The 15,569-nt window shown below is 63.6% G+C and carries 18 protein-coding genes; 5 read left to right on the top strand and 13 right to left on the bottom strand.

All coding sequences use genetic code 11. The annotated features are described in order from the left end of the window. Nucleotides 1-91 precede the first annotated feature (91 nt). The 9 genes from KIP79_RS27585 to KIP79_RS27550 form a co-directional block, all read right to left on the bottom strand. Nucleotides 92-1,270 (bottom strand): site-specific integrase, encoded by a 1,179-nt coding sequence (locus tag KIP79_RS27585; RefSeq protein WP_214107843.1) that lies wholly within the window; start codon nt 1,268-1,270, stop codon nt 92-94. Beyond that, nucleotides 1,267-1,455 carry a helix-turn-helix domain-containing protein gene (locus tag KIP79_RS27580; protein ID WP_214107842.1) on the bottom strand — a complete coding sequence of 63 codons (189 nt, stop codon included), beginning with the start codon at nt 1,453-1,455 and terminating at the stop codon, nt 1,267-1,269. The genes KIP79_RS27585 and KIP79_RS27580 overlap by 4 nt, the downstream gene beginning before the upstream one ends. Nucleotides 1,456-1,460: 5 nt before the next feature. Next, the gene (locus tag KIP79_RS27575; RefSeq protein WP_214107841.1) at nt 1,461-2,918 is read right to left on the bottom strand and encodes a replication initiator; all 1,458 of its coding nucleotides are present in this window, start codon (nt 2,916-2,918) and stop codon (nt 1,461-1,463) included. Next, on the bottom strand, nt 2,915-3,052 hold the full coding sequence (locus KIP79_RS27570) for a hypothetical protein (protein ID WP_214107840.1): 138 nt from the start codon (nt 3,050-3,052) through the stop codon (nt 2,915-2,917). The genes KIP79_RS27575 and KIP79_RS27570 overlap by 4 nt, the downstream gene beginning before the upstream one ends. Before the next feature lie 84 nt (nt 3,053-3,136). Beyond that, nucleotides 3,137-3,268, bottom strand: a complete 132-nt coding sequence (locus tag KIP79_RS48590) for a hypothetical protein (RefSeq protein WP_256447493.1) — start codon at nt 3,266-3,268, stop codon at nt 3,137-3,139. Further along, complete coding sequence (locus KIP79_RS27565) at nt 3,265-3,429, bottom strand: hypothetical protein (RefSeq protein WP_214107839.1); 165 nt, start codon at nt 3,427-3,429, stop codon at nt 3,265-3,267. Before KIP79_RS27565 ends, KIP79_RS48590 begins: the two co-directional genes overlap by 4 nt. Nucleotides 3,430-3,444: 15 nt before the next feature. Continuing rightward, complete coding sequence (locus KIP79_RS27560; RefSeq protein WP_214107838.1) at nt 3,445-4,074, bottom strand: DUF2637 domain-containing protein; 630 nt, start codon at nt 4,072-4,074, stop codon at nt 3,445-3,447. 102 nt (nt 4,075-4,176) lie between these two features. Next, nucleotides 4,177-5,559, bottom strand: a complete 1,383-nt coding sequence (locus KIP79_RS27555) for an FtsK/SpoIIIE domain-containing protein (RefSeq protein WP_214107837.1) — start codon at nt 5,557-5,559, stop codon at nt 4,177-4,179. A 95-nt stretch (nt 5,560-5,654) separates the two neighbouring features. After that, a complete protein-coding gene (locus tag KIP79_RS27550; protein ID WP_214107836.1) occupies nt 5,655-5,987 on the bottom strand; it encodes an SCO3933 family regulatory protein in 333 nt (110 codons plus the stop codon). A 131-nt stretch (nt 5,988-6,118) separates the two neighbouring features. On the opposite strand from KIP79_RS27550, the gene KIP79_RS27545 reads away from it, so the two are divergent. From KIP79_RS27545 to KIP79_RS27535, 3 genes are all read left to right on the top strand, one after another. Next, nucleotides 6,119-6,961, top strand: coding sequence for a GntR family transcriptional regulator (locus tag KIP79_RS27545; RefSeq protein ID WP_214107835.1), 843 nt, complete (start codon nt 6,119-6,121; stop codon nt 6,959-6,961). Continuing rightward, nucleotides 6,958-7,656, top strand: coding sequence for an HAD family hydrolase (locus KIP79_RS27540; RefSeq protein ID WP_214107834.1), 699 nt, complete (start codon nt 6,958-6,960; stop codon nt 7,654-7,656). The genes KIP79_RS27545 and KIP79_RS27540 overlap by 4 nt, the downstream gene beginning before the upstream one ends. A 650-nt stretch (nt 7,657-8,306) precedes the next feature. After that, a complete protein-coding gene (locus KIP79_RS27535) occupies nt 8,307-9,569 on the top strand; it encodes a GntR family transcriptional regulator (RefSeq protein WP_214107833.1) in 1,263 nt (420 codons plus the stop codon). A gap of 190 nt (nt 9,570-9,759) precedes the next feature. Here KIP79_RS27535 and KIP79_RS27530 read toward each other — a convergent pair whose 3' ends face one another. Then, nucleotides 9,760-10,671 (bottom strand): hypothetical protein, encoded by a 912-nt coding sequence (locus KIP79_RS27530; protein ID WP_214107832.1) that lies wholly within the window; start codon nt 10,669-10,671, stop codon nt 9,760-9,762. Nucleotides 10,672-11,161: 490 nt separating this feature from the next. Between KIP79_RS27530 and KIP79_RS27525 the strand changes: the two genes are divergently transcribed. Beyond that, nucleotides 11,162-11,977 (top strand): hypothetical protein, encoded by an 816-nt coding sequence (locus KIP79_RS27525; RefSeq protein ID WP_214107831.1) that lies wholly within the window; start codon nt 11,162-11,164, stop codon nt 11,975-11,977. Nucleotides 11,978-12,164: 187 nt separating this feature from the next. After that, nucleotides 12,165-12,938 carry a transposase family protein gene (locus KIP79_RS27520; RefSeq protein WP_214107830.1) on the top strand — a complete coding sequence of 258 codons (774 nt, stop codon included), beginning with the start codon at nt 12,165-12,167 and terminating at the stop codon, nt 12,936-12,938. A 492-nt stretch (nt 12,939-13,430) separates the two neighbouring features. Here KIP79_RS27520 and KIP79_RS27515 read toward each other — a convergent pair whose 3' ends face one another. From KIP79_RS27515 to KIP79_RS50175, 3 genes are read right to left on the bottom strand one after another with little or no spacing between them, the layout of a single operon-like run. Next, nucleotides 13,431-13,676, bottom strand: a complete 246-nt coding sequence (locus KIP79_RS27515) for a tyrosine-type recombinase/integrase (RefSeq protein ID WP_250213935.1) — start codon at nt 13,674-13,676, stop codon at nt 13,431-13,433. A gap of 36 nt (nt 13,677-13,712) precedes the next feature. Further along, a complete protein-coding gene (locus tag KIP79_RS27510; protein ID WP_214107829.1) occupies nt 13,713-14,276 on the bottom strand; it encodes a PIN domain-containing protein in 564 nt (187 codons plus the stop codon). A gap of 18 nt (nt 14,277-14,294) precedes the next feature. Further along, complete coding sequence (locus KIP79_RS50175; protein ID WP_372453682.1) at nt 14,295-14,540, bottom strand: excisionase family DNA-binding protein; 246 nt, start codon at nt 14,538-14,540, stop codon at nt 14,295-14,297. Nucleotides 14,541-15,569: the final 1,029 nt, after the last annotated feature.

Here is a 15,569-nt window from a genome sequence, read left to right as displayed (position 1 = left end):
AGCAGCCCAGCATCCATTGCTGGGACGGCCGTGGCCAGAAGGACGCCCCGTTCTCGATCATGAGAACGGGGCGTGAGTCTCTACTGAGTGACTAAGCCTCCCGCTCGTCTCCGAACAGGTCATCCATGGCCGTGGCGCCCTCCTGCATCACGGGGCGAATCTGGAGACGGTAGACGGTCTCGGTGACCACGGTGTTGGCGTGGCCCACCAGGCGAGAGATGTGCTCGATGGGGACGCCGGAGTCAGAGAGCAGAGACACAAAGCTGTGGCGCATCTCTCGGGGTGTCCAGTCCTTGTCGATCAGACCGGCATCCTTGATGACCTTCCGGAAGTCGCGACGTACGTTACCAGCGCTCAATGCCGTCCCGTTCTTCGTGCAGAACACCAACCTGCCGACATCAGCGGTTCCTTCCTCGTCGTGCTCCCAGAGCAGCCGAAGCACGTCGACGCACCTTTGAGGCAACTTGAGGGTTCGCCGAGACTTGACGGTCTTCGTGTCGCCGCTACGCCGGACTGACCTCCAGACGTAGATCGCGTATTCAGTGTGATCCCAGCCCGCCTCGGCGACGGGAACCCACGCCTTGCGCGTCTCGTCGAATGCCACGAGGTGCGACCAATGCAGCTCCCGGAGTTCCTCGGTGCGTACTCCCGTGAGTAGTGACAGGACGACGTAGCAGCGCATACGCACGTTGGCTCGGTCGGCGGCGGCCATCACGTTCACGGCCTGGGCCAAAGTGAGTGCCTTTGACTTGCGACCCGATCGACCTTGCGGTACCTCACAAAGGTCCACGACGTTCCGCTTGACCTTGTCGCGGATCATGGCGTTCTTCACTGAACGGTTGAGGATGCCGTGAATCATCTTGAGAGTGCGCGTGCTGAGTCCCTGGGCTTTGTTCGCCAGCCACCGATCAACGTCTTCCACCGAGAGATCACGCAGCTTGCGCGCACCAAGCGCAGAGATGATGTGGTTCTCGGCGAACTCGGTGTAGAGGCTGACCGTGTTGTCTCCGCGCCCCTTCAGGCCATGCTGAAGCCAATACCTGACGGCATCAGCCACGGTGTAGCTACTCGGCTCGATGGCCAAGCCGTCTTCGTAGTCACGGATGAGCTTCTTGAGCTTGGTGTTGGCCTCAGTCTTGGTCTCCCCGCTGGCCTTCTTCACGATTCGCTTTCCGGCCGGGGTATAGCCGACAGTGAGCGAGGCGATCCACCGCTGACGATTCTCGTCCCAGTGCAGGCCGCCGTCTCCCCTGCTACGTCGCTTGGTCATCGGGCAGCCTTCCCTTCCTGTTCCAGCAGCGCGACGTAGTCGGTGATCGCCGACGCGGGGATGAGACGTACGCGACCTTCCTTGACCGAGCGAAGCCGCTTCCCGCGGATCAGCTCGTAGACCTTGCTCCGCCCCAAGCCGAGAACCTGGGTGGCCTCGGTAACGCGGTACATCTGGCGATTCATCGGCGTTAGACCTCCTCACGGGTGATCTCGAACCGGTCTGAGCCATCAGGCGAGACCAACGCGAGAGACGGGCAGGCGGGGGGCGGATCGTTGGGCGGGCCACTGGCGAGGCCGGAAGCCAAGGCGAATTCGCCGGGCGTGTAGCCCTGGCCCGCGAACTTCCAGTGCGCGAGAACGAGCGTGGTGTCAGGGTCGAACGCCCGCTCGTGGTTGGCCCGCTGGGTGAGGCGGTAGTCGGCACGGGCTTGGCGGAGGGCGCCCAAGGTTGTGGAGTACGCGCGGGACCGGGTCGAGAAGTGGCCTCGGAAACCGAGCATGTGAGCCCAGTCCCGCAGTCGGAGGTGGGCGAGGTCCGGCCGGGAGAGGGCGTTGCCGAGGTGCCAAGCCGTACGGATAAGCCGAACGGCATGGTCGGGGATGCCCATCGTGTGGAGCCGGGGTATCTCGTGAGCTCTGACGGCCCGGTCGAGGGTGCCCGATGTCTCGGCCGACTTGGTGGCGTACTTGGCTACGTATCCGGCCACGGCACGTTCACTGAGCGCGGTCCCGTGATCGAGCGCGCCGGGGCTGATCGTAGCGACGTCGATTTGCTGGCCCCAGGCGAGCGGCCCGTACTCGGGCGCATCGACGCGCACGGCGGCGACCGCCGACCTGATGGCATCGCTCAGCAACTCGACGGTGGCCCAGGGGGGCGGAGCGGCGAGCGAGGTGCCGCAGGACCTGCCGTCGAGGCGGATCACCGCGTGGAAGTGCACGACACCTCGGGCTTGATACTCGGCCACTTTGGCGAACGACAGACGTACAACCCCGTTGAACACCTTGCGGGTAAGCCCGGCAGCAGCGGCCATATGCCGCCGCAGGTAGATCGTGAAGCGCCGCCACAGGTCGCCCGCGTGGGCGTTCCACAGGACGTGTCCGGTGTAGTCGTACGTCTCTGGGTCCAGAGGTTGGCCGATACGCGGGTCGCCGGTCTTGTGCCAGGTGAAGCAAGCCGGGTCGGTCCGGCGCGGGTGGCAGACGATGGTCTTGCCGTCCTTGCCAGGGCCACGGTGGACCGGGCCAAAGGACGGCGCGGTGAGCGTGGCCAGGACACGCGGGTGCGTCCGCACGGTTTCCGGGACGCCCTTGTCCCCGCCGAGCAGGCCGGAGCGGATCAGGTGGAAGGTGTCGCGCCGGTAGGTCTCGGCGCAGGCCGGGCAGCGGGAGGCACGGCGGTTGCCGCAGCGGATCAGGAGCTGTCCGTGCGGTTCGGCCTTGGTGGTGTAGCGGCTGATCACCTCGCCGGTGCAGGTGTCGACGGTCGTGCTGTGGCCGGTCAGCCGGAGCGGTTCGCGGCATCCGCCAAGGCGGTGGACCTGGTCGAGCCAGCGGTTCAGGTCATGGCCGGAGCGCCGGGCCAGGTCGCGGATGACTGGGCCGACCAGGTCCCCGACCGGGATGGGGAGCTCGATCTCGTGAGTCATTGGGCCGCCGTTCCGGTGCCGTCGCAGCCGTGGCACTGGATGAGGACCAGGGTGCGGGTGCCGGGGTCCCGGGTGATCGCGGTGGCGTAGCCGTCGCATTCCGGGCAGGGCAATGCCAAGACAGGCGTGTTCATGGTGAATCTCCAGGTGAGCGATATGGGTTGCGGCCGGGCGAGGCGGGGAGCTGGCAGGCGAGTCCGCCTCGGACGGGCTTGGGTTCAGGAGGTGTGGCCGGTGCCGTCGCAGTCGGGGCATCGGGCCGCGTTGCTCTGGTCGTCGTTGACCAGGCCGGTGGCGCCGCAGGTGTAGCAGCGGTAGCCAATGATCAGGGGCGGCTGGTCTCCGGTCATGCGGTGTGGCCGGTGCCGTCGCAGTCGAAGCAGAACACCCAGGTGTCCATGCGGACGGCCTTCTTGCCGTGACCGATGATCAGGAAGTCTTCGGTCTGCCCCTCACCTCCGCAGGTCGAGCAGACCGGCGGCGCGGGCGGGGTCTTCTTGGGTCGGGCCATGATGGTTCTCCTTGATCAGACGTGGAGCTGGGTGAGGAGGTCGGCGGCGACGTCCGGCGCTACGCGAAGGCGTTTGCTGAGCACCTCGCGGGTGATCGGTCGTCCGTGTGTGGTGGCGTGTTCGCTGGCGATGTGCCTGGCGAACGCCAGGAGCGGATCGTCGGGCGGCTTCTGTCTGAGCGGTCGAGTGGCGGCCGGGGCTGCGGACGAAGTCGAGGTCTCGGGCAGGGCCGGAGTTCCGGGTGATGCCGATGGGTTGGGGACGTGGCCGGCGCGGCGTTCGAGCATCGAGACGGCGATGAGGAAGGCCACGGCCGGGGTTGCGGCGGTGATCCAGCCCCACGGGGAGGGTTCGGCCTGGGCAAGGTTGGCGGCCAGGGTCAAGACGATGCCGCCCGCCAGGACCAGTCCCGGCCAGGAGACCGGACTTCGCCGAGGGCGGCCGGTCCGCTTGTCGCGTTGCAGTTCACGAGCGGCCATCACACACATCAAGTCGATACAGACCGCGACGGCCCAGGCTTGCCAGCCATCTTGTCCGTGGTCGGCGGCCAGTTCGCTGATGTGGGTGAAGGAGCCGACGGCGGCGATCAGAGCGAGGATCACCACCGGGCCGGAATCCAGGGGCCGGAGACGTTGACGACGCATCAGGTGCTTCCTTCGCGGGGTCGGTGGACATGCCGGGAGGTGGGCATGGCGGGGTAGGGACGTGGCGTGATGTCGGCTCACGCCAGCCGGAGGAGCGGGAGATCAGGACGCGTCGGGCTCGTAGGCGGCGAACTCGGCATCGGTGACCGGTTCGACGCTGACGGTCGTGATCTGCTGCCAGGTCGCCCGCAGGTGCGCGTTCGAGGTCGCCGCGGCTTCGGCCTGGTCTTCGGGGACGTAGGCCGAGCGCGCCCGGTACCAGCGGCCATCGGACGCGGCGTAGACGGCGACGCCGGGCATGTCGGCGGGGATCAGCCGGGCCGCCTGGAGCGCGGCGGGGTCCATGTCGCCGAGGGTCATGTTGGCGGTCTCGGGATCGTTGACCCGGTGGCAGATCCGGCCGGATAGTTGGGCGCGCAGGGCGGTGACGCCTGGGCCGAGGTCGGAGCCGACCCGTTGCCCGCACACCAGCAGGTACAGCCCAAACGCCCGCCCGAGCTGCGCCAGCCGGATCAACTGCACGGCCGTCGCGGAGATCTCGTCCTTCTCTGACTTGTCGGCCATCAGGAACAGCTCGGCCACTTCGTCGATCAGGAGCACGACCGGCATGGGCCGCGCGTTCTCCGGGAGTTTCCAGATGTCGCGGACGCGGTGCGCCCGGCAGAGTGCCATCCGGAGTTTGATCTCGGTGACGAGCTTGCCCAGCACGGCCACGCAGTGACCGCGTTCGGTGGCGAGTTCGGTCAGCCGGGCCGCGTATGGGGTCAGTTCGACGCCGCCCTTCAGGTCGAACCCGATCAACGCGACCGGCTGTGCGGCCAGGCCGGTGATGAGCGCGTTGAGCAGGGTGGACTTGCCGGACTGGGTAGCGCCGGTGATGAGCCAGTGCGGGATCGTGGTGAAGTCGATGACCCAGGGCGTGGCGGTCTCCAGCATGCCCACCTGGACCCGCAGCAGTTCGTCTCCCGTGACGGGCGTGGTGATGCATGTGAGCGGGTCACGTACGGTGGCCTGCAAGCGGACCCGGCCCGGCTTCCAGTCCAGAATGCGGACCGCCTCAACGCGCCAGGCGTGGGCGAGGTTGTCGAGCTTGGCCCCGTAGTCGTTGGGGGTCTGGCCGTCGTCGAGCCGTACCGTCATCCGGAACCCGTTGGCCAGCGGCCGGATCCATCCCAGCCGAGGCGGAACGTCGACGGTGATCCGGCGCAGCTTGCGCGGGTGGTCGATGAGGTGGGTTGTGGCGATGGCCGCAGTGCCCAGGATGGGAAGGCCGTCGAGGGTGAACCGCCACCGCTTGCGCTTGCGGGCCAGTCCGCAACCCGTCGACACGTTGGCCCAGGTGAGATACACCGTGAGCGCCTTGTATGGGAAGCCTACCCCCAGCCAGAACGAGACCGGATGAAGCCGCTTCCACGTTGCCAGGGCGGCAACGAGAACGGTAAGGGCGCCCAGGTAAGGCGCGAGAAACAGGAGCAGGTCGGTCATACTGGTTGTCTCTCTTCGTGAGCGAAGGGAAGCCCCGGAAGCGGCGGAGCTGGCAGGCGATGAGGCCGCTCCCGGGGCGCTGATGTTCAGTTGGGTTAGGCGGTGGCGCGCGTCTGCGCCGGGACGATCGACTCGGCGCGAAAGCCGAGTCCCGCCCGTCCGTTCATCTGCCAGTAGAAGGCCGACAGCCCGACCGGGCGGACCTGGACCCCTTCCGGGATGGTCGGGAAGTTCTCGGACGGGAAGGTGACGACGATCACCGGATTGCGGCGGTCGTCGTTCGGCTTGGGCAGCAACGGGATCGTGTAGAGATCCCGGCCCTCGGCGTCCTTCTTGACCTCGCCGGTGGCACGGTCGACGATCTTCGGCTCCGGCTCACCGGCGACGGTGAAGGCCAGGGCGGACAGATCCACAGGGATGTTACGCATGGTCGAACTCCTTGAGTTGGCTATGTTGCCTAGGCAACTTCCGATGAGTTGATGTTGCCTGGGTTGGCTAGCCAAGTCAAGGATCTCGGAACAACTAGCCTAGCCAGCCTAGGTGCCCTAACCTGATTCGTATGAGTCTCGACCCAGATGACCCCCGGCCCCCGTACCAGCAGGTGGCCAACGCCCTCCGCGCGGCGATCCTCACCAAGAAGTTCGAGCCCGGCCAGAAACTCCCCTCCGGCGTCGAGCTCGCCAAGACCTACGGCGTGGCGCGAATGACGGTTCAGCAGGCCATCCGCATCCTGCGCGACGAAGGCCTCATCGTGTCCCGCCAGGGAAGCGGCGTCTACGTCCGCGAACGCACTGAACGCCCGGTCGAACTACGCCCCCACATCGAGCACGCCTTCGAAAGACCCAGCGTCGGCATCGACTTCGCGGGCTTCTCCGGCGAAACCCTCAACAGCATGCTCCAAGAACCCTTGGACAAGATCCGCATCGGACGGCTCACCCCCGAATCGATCACCATCCGCATCCTCGTCCCTGACATGACACAGCCGATGGCGCTTCCCGTCCGGGCCGAGGACGGCATCGACGACCCGGCCATTCGAGAACGCGCCCGCCGCATCCTGCGCCGCAGCGTCGGAACCATCCATGACGCCGTTCACGAGCTGGCCGACCTCGGCCTGGTGAAGTCCACGGCCGTCGAGGTACGCGCCTACCCCGGCACCCCGATGTTCAAGCTGTACGTGATCAACGCCGAACAGGTGTTCTTCGGCTTCTACCCCGTGGTTAAACACGCCGTACGGATCAAAGGCGAGCCCCAGGAGGTGTACGACGTGATGGGCAAGGATGCCGTCCTCTTCCATCACGCCATCAACGAGGACACCGGCTCGATGGCCTCACAGTTCGTTGACCAGGCGCGCATGTGGTTCGACAGCGTGTGGAACACCATCAGCTACGAGGTCGAGCTATGAACCTCAACGAACGGCTGATCGACCTGTTGGACGAGTCGAAGGCGCTGTTCCTCGACTTCGACGGCCCCGTGTGCGACATCTTCGCCGGGTTGCCGGCCCCTGTGGTGGCCGAGCGCCTCAAGTCCTTGCTCATAGGAGCGGGAGCGCAACTGCCGCCGGACGTGGCGGAATTGGACGACCCGCTCAAGGTCCTTCGCCGCACCCCAGACTTCGCGCCCGACCTCCTCGAAATGGTCGAACGCGCATTCATGATCCACGAGCTTGAAGCCGCCAAGACCGCCCGCATCACCCCAGGCGTGGATCAGGTCATCAAGGAATCGGCGGACAGCGGACGACCCGTCGTCATCGTGAGCAACAACTCCGAACCCGCCATCAAAACGGTGTGCGAACGCGCGGGCTTCGATGACAGGCTCAGCGGCATCGTGGGCCGCCCCATAGGCCACCCCCACCTGATGAAACCCCATCCGAGACCGATCCTGCTCGCCTGCGAGATCGTCAGGACCACCCCATCCGAGATCCTCCTCATCGGAGATTCGGATTTCGATATGCAGTCCGCGGCTGCGGCCGGTGCCCGTTCAATCGGCCTGGCCAAGTCACCCAACAAGGCCAAAGCCCTGAAGGCCGCCGGCGCCACTGAACTGATCAGCGACATGAACGAACTGCTCACGTCCCTCACCCAGGCGGCTGACTGGTAGCCGCACCGAACTACGCCCCTGGGCGTGGTTACAACCTCCTTTACGGGTTCAAGCCGCCGCCCTGGCGGGCGACGGCGGCGCGGCACGGCCGGACGCGGCCGGGCGTGCGGCCTCTTCGGGCCGGTCCCGGCCGCGCCGCCGCACACCGCGCCCAACCAGAACGACAGCCCGACCACAACAAAGCAAGCACCACGGCGTCCGCCAGCCCTGAGCACAGCTCGACGAGGAGCCGACAGTGCCGCCCGGCAGACAGCTGAGGTTCTCTTCTTCGCCTCCGGCGGGGGATTCCGGCACCGAGGTGATCGCCCCTGCAAAGCGCGCGGACCGTAGTGGGTGGCTGGGGCTGATCGCCTCGCCCACCGTCGCCCCAGGCAAGCCCAGCAGACCGACTCCTCCGGCTCAAGCCCAGCCCGTGCAGGCAGGACAACCAGCGCGCGAGGAAGGGCACCGGGCACAGGTACACGCAAGGCCGGGCTTGCCCCTCCGTCCCCGGCCCGCTGCCCCTCCGGGGTGGGACGACGGCGTACGAGGCGATCAGGGCTCAACCGTGCTGGCGCGCACCGGGACTCCCATCCCGCGCGCACCTGATCAGCACGAATCCAAGGTTCGAAACCAAGATCCGACCAACGCCGATAGTCAGGAAGCAGAACATGCCGAACACCCCCCATCAGACCCGGCCCGCCGAAGCGCGGGTCACCAAGCAGCCACTACTGACCTTGCCCTCGACAAGCAGGATGCTGGGCACCATCAAACTTCCCGGAATCCTCAGCGCGCCCTCCACCGCCCGCACGTTCGTCCACAGCCTGCTCACCGGCTGGGCAGACGACCGCCTCGACGACGCGATGATCCTTGTCACCGAACTGGTCTCCAACGCCGCCCGCCACTCCGACTCCGGCCGCGACCCGGACGGGACGATGACGCTCCAGGTCACCGTCGTGGACGGGTTCATCAACATCCAGGTGACCGACCAGGGCTCGGCACGCAGCGTCCCGTACCTGGTCCCCGACCCCGAGCAGCGGGAGAGCGGATTCGGGCTGCACATGGTGGACCACATCGCCTCCGAATGGGGACACGACTACGGCTACGAAGGCCGGCGCATCGTCTGGGGTGAACTGGCCCCGCCACCCGAAGACGACGACAACGCAGCCGGTCAGGCGCGGACCTGGACCGAGTTGATGTGCCAGCGCGTAGGCGACCGACTCGACCTCTACGTGAAGGCCGGGCTCATCGAACTACCTCCTGACACCTACCCGGCCCCTCCCGCCAAGCAGAGAAGGCCCCGCCAAAGCGAGCAGGCCGCACACCGCGAGCAGATCACAGAAATCCTGGTGAGCCAGATCGTCAGCGGTGAGCTCCCCGAAGGAACCCCGATCCCTACCGCCCACACTCTCATGGACACCTACGGCGTCTCGCCCTGGACGGCGATGCAGATCCACCACGCATTGAGGGAGCGCGGCCTGATCCGCAGGGTCCCGGGCCACGGCTACGTCGTCGGCGCCCCCGGCCCACCGCCCGACCCCGTACGCCCACCGGTGCGAGAACAGGTCGTCCACATCGCCGCCGTACTGATCAGAAAGATCCGACGCGGCCAGATCGCCCCCCACGCCCGCGTGGCCACCATCCCGGAACTCATGAAAGAACACGGCATATCCAAACGAACAGCCTGGGACGTACTGTGCCTGCTACGCGTCCGGGGCTACGCCTACTCCGCTACGCACACCAGAGCCGCCACCTTCGACAACTGGCCCCCCGAAGGAACATCCTTGGAGATGCTCGGCCCGCCCCCCAGCCACGTGCGCAAGTCCAGCCGCCGTAAGCCGCAACTGACACTTGTCCCCAACGCCCCGGAAACCGGAACGAACGACTGGACCGACAACGACGAACACGGCCACCACATCGAAGTCGGCACCTAGACCTTCAGCCCCATGAACTCCCTCCGCGAACGCCGATGCCCTCACGGTCGCCTCTCCCGTGATCGAGCACCGGCGTCCAGGCCCACTCTCAAGCGCGGGGCCTGTCGAACAGCGGAGGGACGGCGCGGTGGCCGAGCGTTGCCCTGTCCAACCTCGTGTCGCCGCGCCCCAATAAAATATCCACACCGCATTAAAATGGCGGAATCTCATCATCCAGCTGAAAAAAGGCGGTAAGCAATTCGTCATCGTCACTTCTGTCTACCCAGCGAACCCGCCTGATGTATTTGACCTCGTCTCCTGGCCATAAGAGCTTAAAGATCTTATCCATCCTCTGAGGTGGACGACTTCTACATATAAATATCATCCCCATCAATTGCCCCCGGGACGAAGTTTTGGCCAGTGAATAGATGTCGTGAGCTTGATGCAGTATATCGGCATTGTCGATCACTGGATTCACGATAACCAAAATGGACCTATTGTCGATTTTGTATTCAAAATCGACCCCCCGCCAACGCGACTCAGATAGTCTAGTTTCCGCCTTGTCGACATTGCGCATTATGGCGTTCTGGATATGATTCGTGTAATCACGAGCGGCCAACACTCGTGCCGCTACATCACCGGTTAAGTTCTTAATTTGCGGGTGTCCGGAAAGGCTCCAAGTCAATTCAAATCGCGGCGGCTCGGCTTCACCGAATTTTGCGTATTCCCACCCAAGTCGAATGCCTTCCACGAGAACTTCGTTGATTGCCTTCCGTCTTGCGGTTTCAGCTAGCTGTGTATTCACCAAAGTTGTAAGAGCGGGCTCAGGCCAAGAGTCATCGAACTCTTCTTCCGGCGTGTCCGCTTGTTCTGTGTCGATGATATCTTTGTCGTCGTCCTCGGAGGAAGTAACGGCTGGTTGTTGGCTAGCCTCAAGGGCCTCGTCGGCTCGGCGGAGAACTTCCTCTGCTTGATCGAACTCAACTTCCACGCCTGCGGCTCCTGCTTTTCTTATGCGTCCCACCAGGCCGCGAAGCGGTTGACGGAACACGACTGCTAAGCCCATGGCCACGATGGGCCAAATCAGGACTCGAACATAGTCGAGAACGAGGTTCCAGTTCACAAAGTCAGAGTATGTACTAGGAAGGCTGGCCTTGAGGCACATTCATCGGGCAGGTGTGCTAACCGTTAGCTGCTATGGCGGATCTTGATCTCAAGACGTTCATGATCATCCAGAAGGCAGGTGTTGGAGAGTCCCTGGAAACGGGCAAAAGCCCTGATGGGATCGAGAGAGCAAGGGAAAGCCGATCATGCCTCTACATGCGGGTCGAGTTCTCCGCCCTTCACAGCCCTTGACGAACGCTTCCCAGTCGTCTCGGGTGACGTGACTATGACTCGGGGCATGTTGGCGTCCCAGAGATGAACCTGGTTGCTCTGCCCGGCGGGGTTGTACCCGGCACGGACGACGAGGCGGTTGGTGTTGCTTTGACTGTGGACTGCCCTGGATCCTGTCGGTCCCCATCACTCGCCATCCCACTGCCGCCAGGTGCTTCCGCGCCCAGCTTTGCAGCGGGGGCAGCCTGAGAGTAGGTGCATAGCCTAGGCTTTGGCTCATGTCTCGCTATCTGGACAATCCTGCTGGGCGGCTACAGGCCATGCTTTCCGATCTTCGGGAGATTGGCCCCAACACCCCTGTTCGTCACGCCTGGGCGAAGGTGTTGGGGATCCGCGCGGACGACCTACCCGAATTCGTCCGTCGCTTCGGCTTGCTCGTTAGCCTGCCTGGGCAGATCCGTGCAGAAGTTGATGCCCTCGAAGACGTTGATCCTGACATGTTGTTACGGCATTTGCCCGACGTAGAGGCTGCGCTAGAGGAGTCTCTCGCATCACCGAACGCGGCACTTGGCAACGTCTTTGCCAAGTATGACTCGACTGCACTCTTCGCCCTGGAGGCATGCAGCGACTATCTACATCGTCGAAGAGCAGAGAGCGTCATCTCCGATGATGGCCTGAAAGAGATCGTCGAAAAGACCCGGGAACTCATCGATTACGTTCTGCAAAGCGATATTCCAGATGACCTCAAGACCTTCCTACTCACTCGCTTGAGGGAGATCGAACAGGCGGTCCAAGACATCCAGATCCGTGGTACGCAGGCCCTGGTTGACGTCCTGGAAAGGACGGCGGGAGCCTTGGCGATGAGACCAGGTCTGTATGAACGACTGAAGGTCCAGGAACCCGTATGGAGTATGTTCGCTGCTGTTCTGAGCATCATCGCTTCGATAGCACAAGTCACCGCGATCATGCTTACCCCGGGCCCTTCTTCATCTTCCGAGGAGGTCACGGGACCACCAGAAGCGCGGATCCAGTTGGTTTTGACTGGAGATGCCAATGCTGACATGGGTGAGTTGACCGCAGACGACAACGCCTGATCTTCAACTGAAGACGTGGCACCGTACGAGCATGAGAACTCCACCAGTCCGTGAACGTTTTTCATCCATATAAGACGGCCTGCTGATCACAGCATGATCGCGAACTCGGTGTTCGCCTGACGACGTAGAAAGCTCCTGGTAGACGGGTTGATCACCACAATCAGAACCGTCACAACCAGGAGCTCCGGTGCTGTTCTATCGTGCTGCCGTCGATTTGTCGCGTTCAACGCTCAACTACGTGGCCGGGCTGATCCGCAGGCGGCGCAAGGCGATCGGGTCGGTCTGGCGGCGGCTCAACCCTGGGCAACAGGCCCTTCTGGTCCTGGTCCACCTGCGCAAAGGCGAGACCTTCACCGAGCTCGGGACCGGTTTCGGGGTATCGGCGGCCACCGCGTGGCGGTATGTGGAGGAGACCGTCGCGCTGCTGTCGGCGCGCTCGCCCAAGCTCGCGGCGGCCTTACGCAAGGCCAAGCGGGACGGGCTGCACCATCTGGTGCTGGACGGCACCCTCATCCGCACCGACCGAGTGAAGGCCGACCGCCCGTACTACTCTGCCAAGCACCGGGTTCACGGCATGAACATCCAGGTCATCGCCGGTCCGGACGGCACCGTCATATGGACCTCCGGGGCGCTGCCGGGCAGCACGCACGACCTGACCGCCGCCCGTATCTGGGGCATCCTGCGCGCCCTGGACAAGGCCGGGATCATCACCCTGGCCGACAAGGGCTATCAGGGGGCGGAAGCCGAGATGGTGATCACCCCGTACAAGGGCAAGAACAAGCCCGACTCACAGAAGCGGGCCAACCGAGCGCACGCCAAGCTCCGCGGGCCGGGCGAGCGTGCGAACGCCCAGCTCAAAAGCTGGCGCATCCTCCGGAAACTCCGCTGCAGCCCCAGCAAGGCCGGCCACCTGGTCAAGGCCATCGCCGTCCTTCAAAACCATCGAGTCGCCCAAGGATGAAAAAGGCTCCGTGAAGAGTGCGCCTTGTGATTGGTCATGTCCGTTCGTTTGGCCAGTTAGGTGCGCTATGTCTACGCTCACCCGTTCGGGTACGACTCCGCTTCTCGGGTGGTGGACATCCTTTGCCACGCGGGTCCGGGTGGGATCGAGCACGAGCGCGTTCGGCAACTGCATGGGGACCCTTCGGACATAGTGGCGTCGCTGGCGGAGCCCCGACGGTGTTAAGACGTGCGCTGTTCCTCAGCGGTCGAGCATCTGAGTGACGAACTGGGTGACAACGAGGGCAGACACCGCTGGACTTGTGTGGATGTTGGCGGCCCGTTCTCGCAGCTCAGCGTATGCAAAACCTGGTACTGGCAAGCTGTGATCGTTGCTTTGCAAGCAGGATGTCAGGAGTTCGAATCTCCTAGGCTCCACCCCACGTCAAAGGCCACCTCCCTTGATCGGGAAGTGGCCTTTTCGATCTCGTACAGCAGCGATTTACAGCAACGTCTACGAATCGAGCTGATCACCGAGACGCCGAAGCGCCTTCCGCGTCTCCTCTGATGAGACCTCGCTGTAGATGTTCATCGTGACCGAGATCTGGCTGTGCCGAAGGATCTGCATAGCTACCCGTGGGTGAACATCGAGAGCGACGAGCAGGGACGCGCAGGTCTTCCGCGTCGCGTGAACGTGAACCCTTCGCACGTCAGCTTTGGCGCAGGCGTTGGCGAAGCTGCGCCGGAAGTTCGACGGCAAGTACTGATCCAAACAGCTGCTTGACCAGCCTCTACACTAGCGGCGAAGCCACGAGCGGACCTCTGCGACGAAAACGGGGGCTCCGCAGTTTTCTAGCGAGGCCAGTACGTCTTCAAGGGTCATCGAGCTATGAGGCGGCTTGCCAGTCGACGAAGCTTGTTCCCGCAACACATCGAGGATGACAGCCGGAGCTAGCTCCAGCTCATACAACAGAAACGTGTCCGGGTGCTGGACATCGATATCCCACGGCTCACAAGCAGCGCTCGGGAAGTCACGGAGATTGGAGGTAACGATCACATCAGCGTGCCCGCGAACTGCGGCAGCGAGAACATGCCGATCCTTGACATGGTTGCCCATCGAGTCCTCTAACGGTTCCCAGCCTTCCACCATGGCTTCGGGGAACGCGGCCCGCACAAAAGACAAGGTACGGTCTACGCTCAGCTCGGGAAGCCCGTTCCGTATCAGGGCTCCCCGAACTTCCGCCAGTATCCGCTCGCTCCATAAGGGCTGGTAGACGCCTGCCTCTGCGACTCGCAGAAGAGTGTCACGCAGGGCATTCGGGTACAGCACGCATGCGTCCAGCACGGCAGAGAATGGCACTAGACCAGCATAAGCCTCTCAGAATTCGTTAGCGGGCTTGTCGTACATGCCCGCACCTATAGATTCTGCGGTTAGCTCGTCTAGGAGCCGGCGCCGCTCAACACGACGCCTCTCTTTGTACGCCATGACGTCTTGCAGCTTCACTCGCCGGTGCGCCCCAGGGCGATCCGTTGCGCGCTGGTAGGGGATCTCATCGCTCTCAAGAAGCTTGACGAGAGTAGGTCGAGAAACTCCCAGCATTTCAGCGGCCTCGTAGGTTGACATGGTCATGTGCTGCGGTGCGACCGTAACGGCCAAGCCCAGCGATAGAGCTTCTGCCACCTGCAGCAAAGCCTCATAAACTGACAGTGGCAAAGGCAGCTGTGGAGAACCATCTGGACCTGTCAGGAGGGCAGGACAGTCAGCGACTGTTCGCCCTCTCTTGCGTAGCTCTGCGACTAGATCAACTATGGCAGCCTGGGTCTGAGGATCCTCTTCCGGTAGGAATGTCCTAGCGTCCGCGGCGGCCAACGACGTGTTGCCCATCCGAGTCCTCCGTCATGGCATGTACTTAGTGGAACTGTACCTCGAAACGAAACTAATGAAAACCTTCCTTGCTCAAAGGTTGTCCACCACTGCGCCAAGATCTCATGCCGGGTAGCCCTTGAGCTGGTGTTACGTGGCCAGGCAGCCTATAGACGATGTTAGCGAGTAGCCGCCAGAGTCCCCGACGTTCAGCGAGCGGGGGTGGCCATGCGATCAAGGCCGCCGACCCTGACGACTCCAGCTGGCAAAACCGATCAAGGCATCACGGCAGCACTTGATGCACTTGGTCTGGGCAGGCTTACGAACGGTCGCCGATTGCTACAATATTGTCACAATTTGGTTCAGAATCGGCTTTCATCGAGTTCACCGCGCTACGCTCCGTGACAACGTGTTGTCCAGCATAGCGACGGAGCGTAGCGCGGTGAACTCGGTGTAGATTGGGATCATCTTCACCCTGTGTGATACCAGGCAGGTAGCCTGTAGAGGGTCACGAGCATTGCAGTTGCGTTCTCGGCGCCTGCTAGTAGCAGGAGCACACTCGCTTCACGTCGTATCAGCTGGACGCCTGACGGGCACCGCCAATCACTTCCGTACAGCAGCTAAGTACAGCAACAGGGCCGCACAACACTTCACATCGGCCGTGCCGGCAGAGGTGTGGGAAGTCGCCTACGACGCCGACGGAGGCGTCCGGGACGGGGCGTGGGTGGCGGAGCTGACCGGACTGCTCGATTTGACCGGCTGGCCGAAGGGGATGCGGGTCATCGTCCG

The organism is Acrocarpospora catenulata (assembly GCF_018476525.1).
Classification (GTDB): domain Bacteria; phylum Actinomycetota; class Actinomycetes; order Streptosporangiales; family Streptosporangiaceae; genus Acrocarpospora; species Acrocarpospora catenulata.
Note: the sequence above shows the minus strand (reverse complement) of the source record. Positions and strands in the feature narration are given on the sequence as shown.

What these genes read in the sequence shown, in the direction of transcription:
- KIP79_RS27585 (WP_214107843.1), bottom strand. Translation starts at nt 1,270, where the DNA reads ATGACCAAGCGACGTAGCAGGGGAGACGGCGGCCTGCACTGGGACGAG.
- KIP79_RS27580 (WP_214107842.1), bottom strand. Translation starts at nt 1,455, where the DNA reads ATGAATCGCCAGATGTACCGCGTTACCGAGGCCACCCAGGTTCTCGGC.
- KIP79_RS27575 (WP_214107841.1), bottom strand. Translation starts at nt 2,918, where the DNA reads ATGACTCACGAGATCGAGCTCCCCATCCCGGTCGGGGACCTGGTCGGC.
- KIP79_RS27570 (WP_214107840.1), bottom strand. Translation starts at nt 3,052, where the DNA reads ATGAACACGCCTGTCTTGGCATTGCCCTGCCCGGAATGCGACGGCTAC.
- KIP79_RS48590 (WP_256447493.1), bottom strand. Translation starts at nt 3,268, where the DNA reads ATGACCGGAGACCAGCCGCCCCTGATCATTGGCTACCGCTGCTACACC.
- KIP79_RS27565 (WP_214107839.1), bottom strand. Translation starts at nt 3,429, where the DNA reads ATGGCCCGACCCAAGAAGACCCCGCCCGCGCCGCCGGTCTGCTCGACC.
- KIP79_RS27560 (WP_214107838.1), bottom strand. Translation starts at nt 4,074, where the DNA reads ATGCGTCGTCAACGTCTCCGGCCCCTGGATTCCGGCCCGGTGGTGATC.
- KIP79_RS27555 (WP_214107837.1), bottom strand. Translation starts at nt 5,559, where the DNA reads ATGACCGACCTGCTCCTGTTTCTCGCGCCTTACCTGGGCGCCCTTACC.
- KIP79_RS27550 (WP_214107836.1), bottom strand. Translation starts at nt 5,987, where the DNA reads ATGCGTAACATCCCTGTGGATCTGTCCGCCCTGGCCTTCACCGTCGCC.
- KIP79_RS27545 (WP_214107835.1), top strand. Translation starts at nt 6,119, where the DNA reads ATGAGTCTCGACCCAGATGACCCCCGGCCCCCGTACCAGCAGGTGGCC.
- KIP79_RS27540 (WP_214107834.1), top strand. Translation starts at nt 6,958, where the DNA reads ATGAACCTCAACGAACGGCTGATCGACCTGTTGGACGAGTCGAAGGCG.
- KIP79_RS27535 (WP_214107833.1), top strand. Translation starts at nt 8,307, where the DNA reads ATGCCGAACACCCCCCATCAGACCCGGCCCGCCGAAGCGCGGGTCACC.
- KIP79_RS27525 (WP_214107831.1), top strand. Translation starts at nt 11,162, where the DNA reads ATGTCTCGCTATCTGGACAATCCTGCTGGGCGGCTACAGGCCATGCTT.
- KIP79_RS50175 (WP_372453682.1), bottom strand. Translation starts at nt 14,540, where the DNA reads ATGTCAACCTACGAGGCCGCTGAAATGCTGGGAGTTTCTCGACCTACT.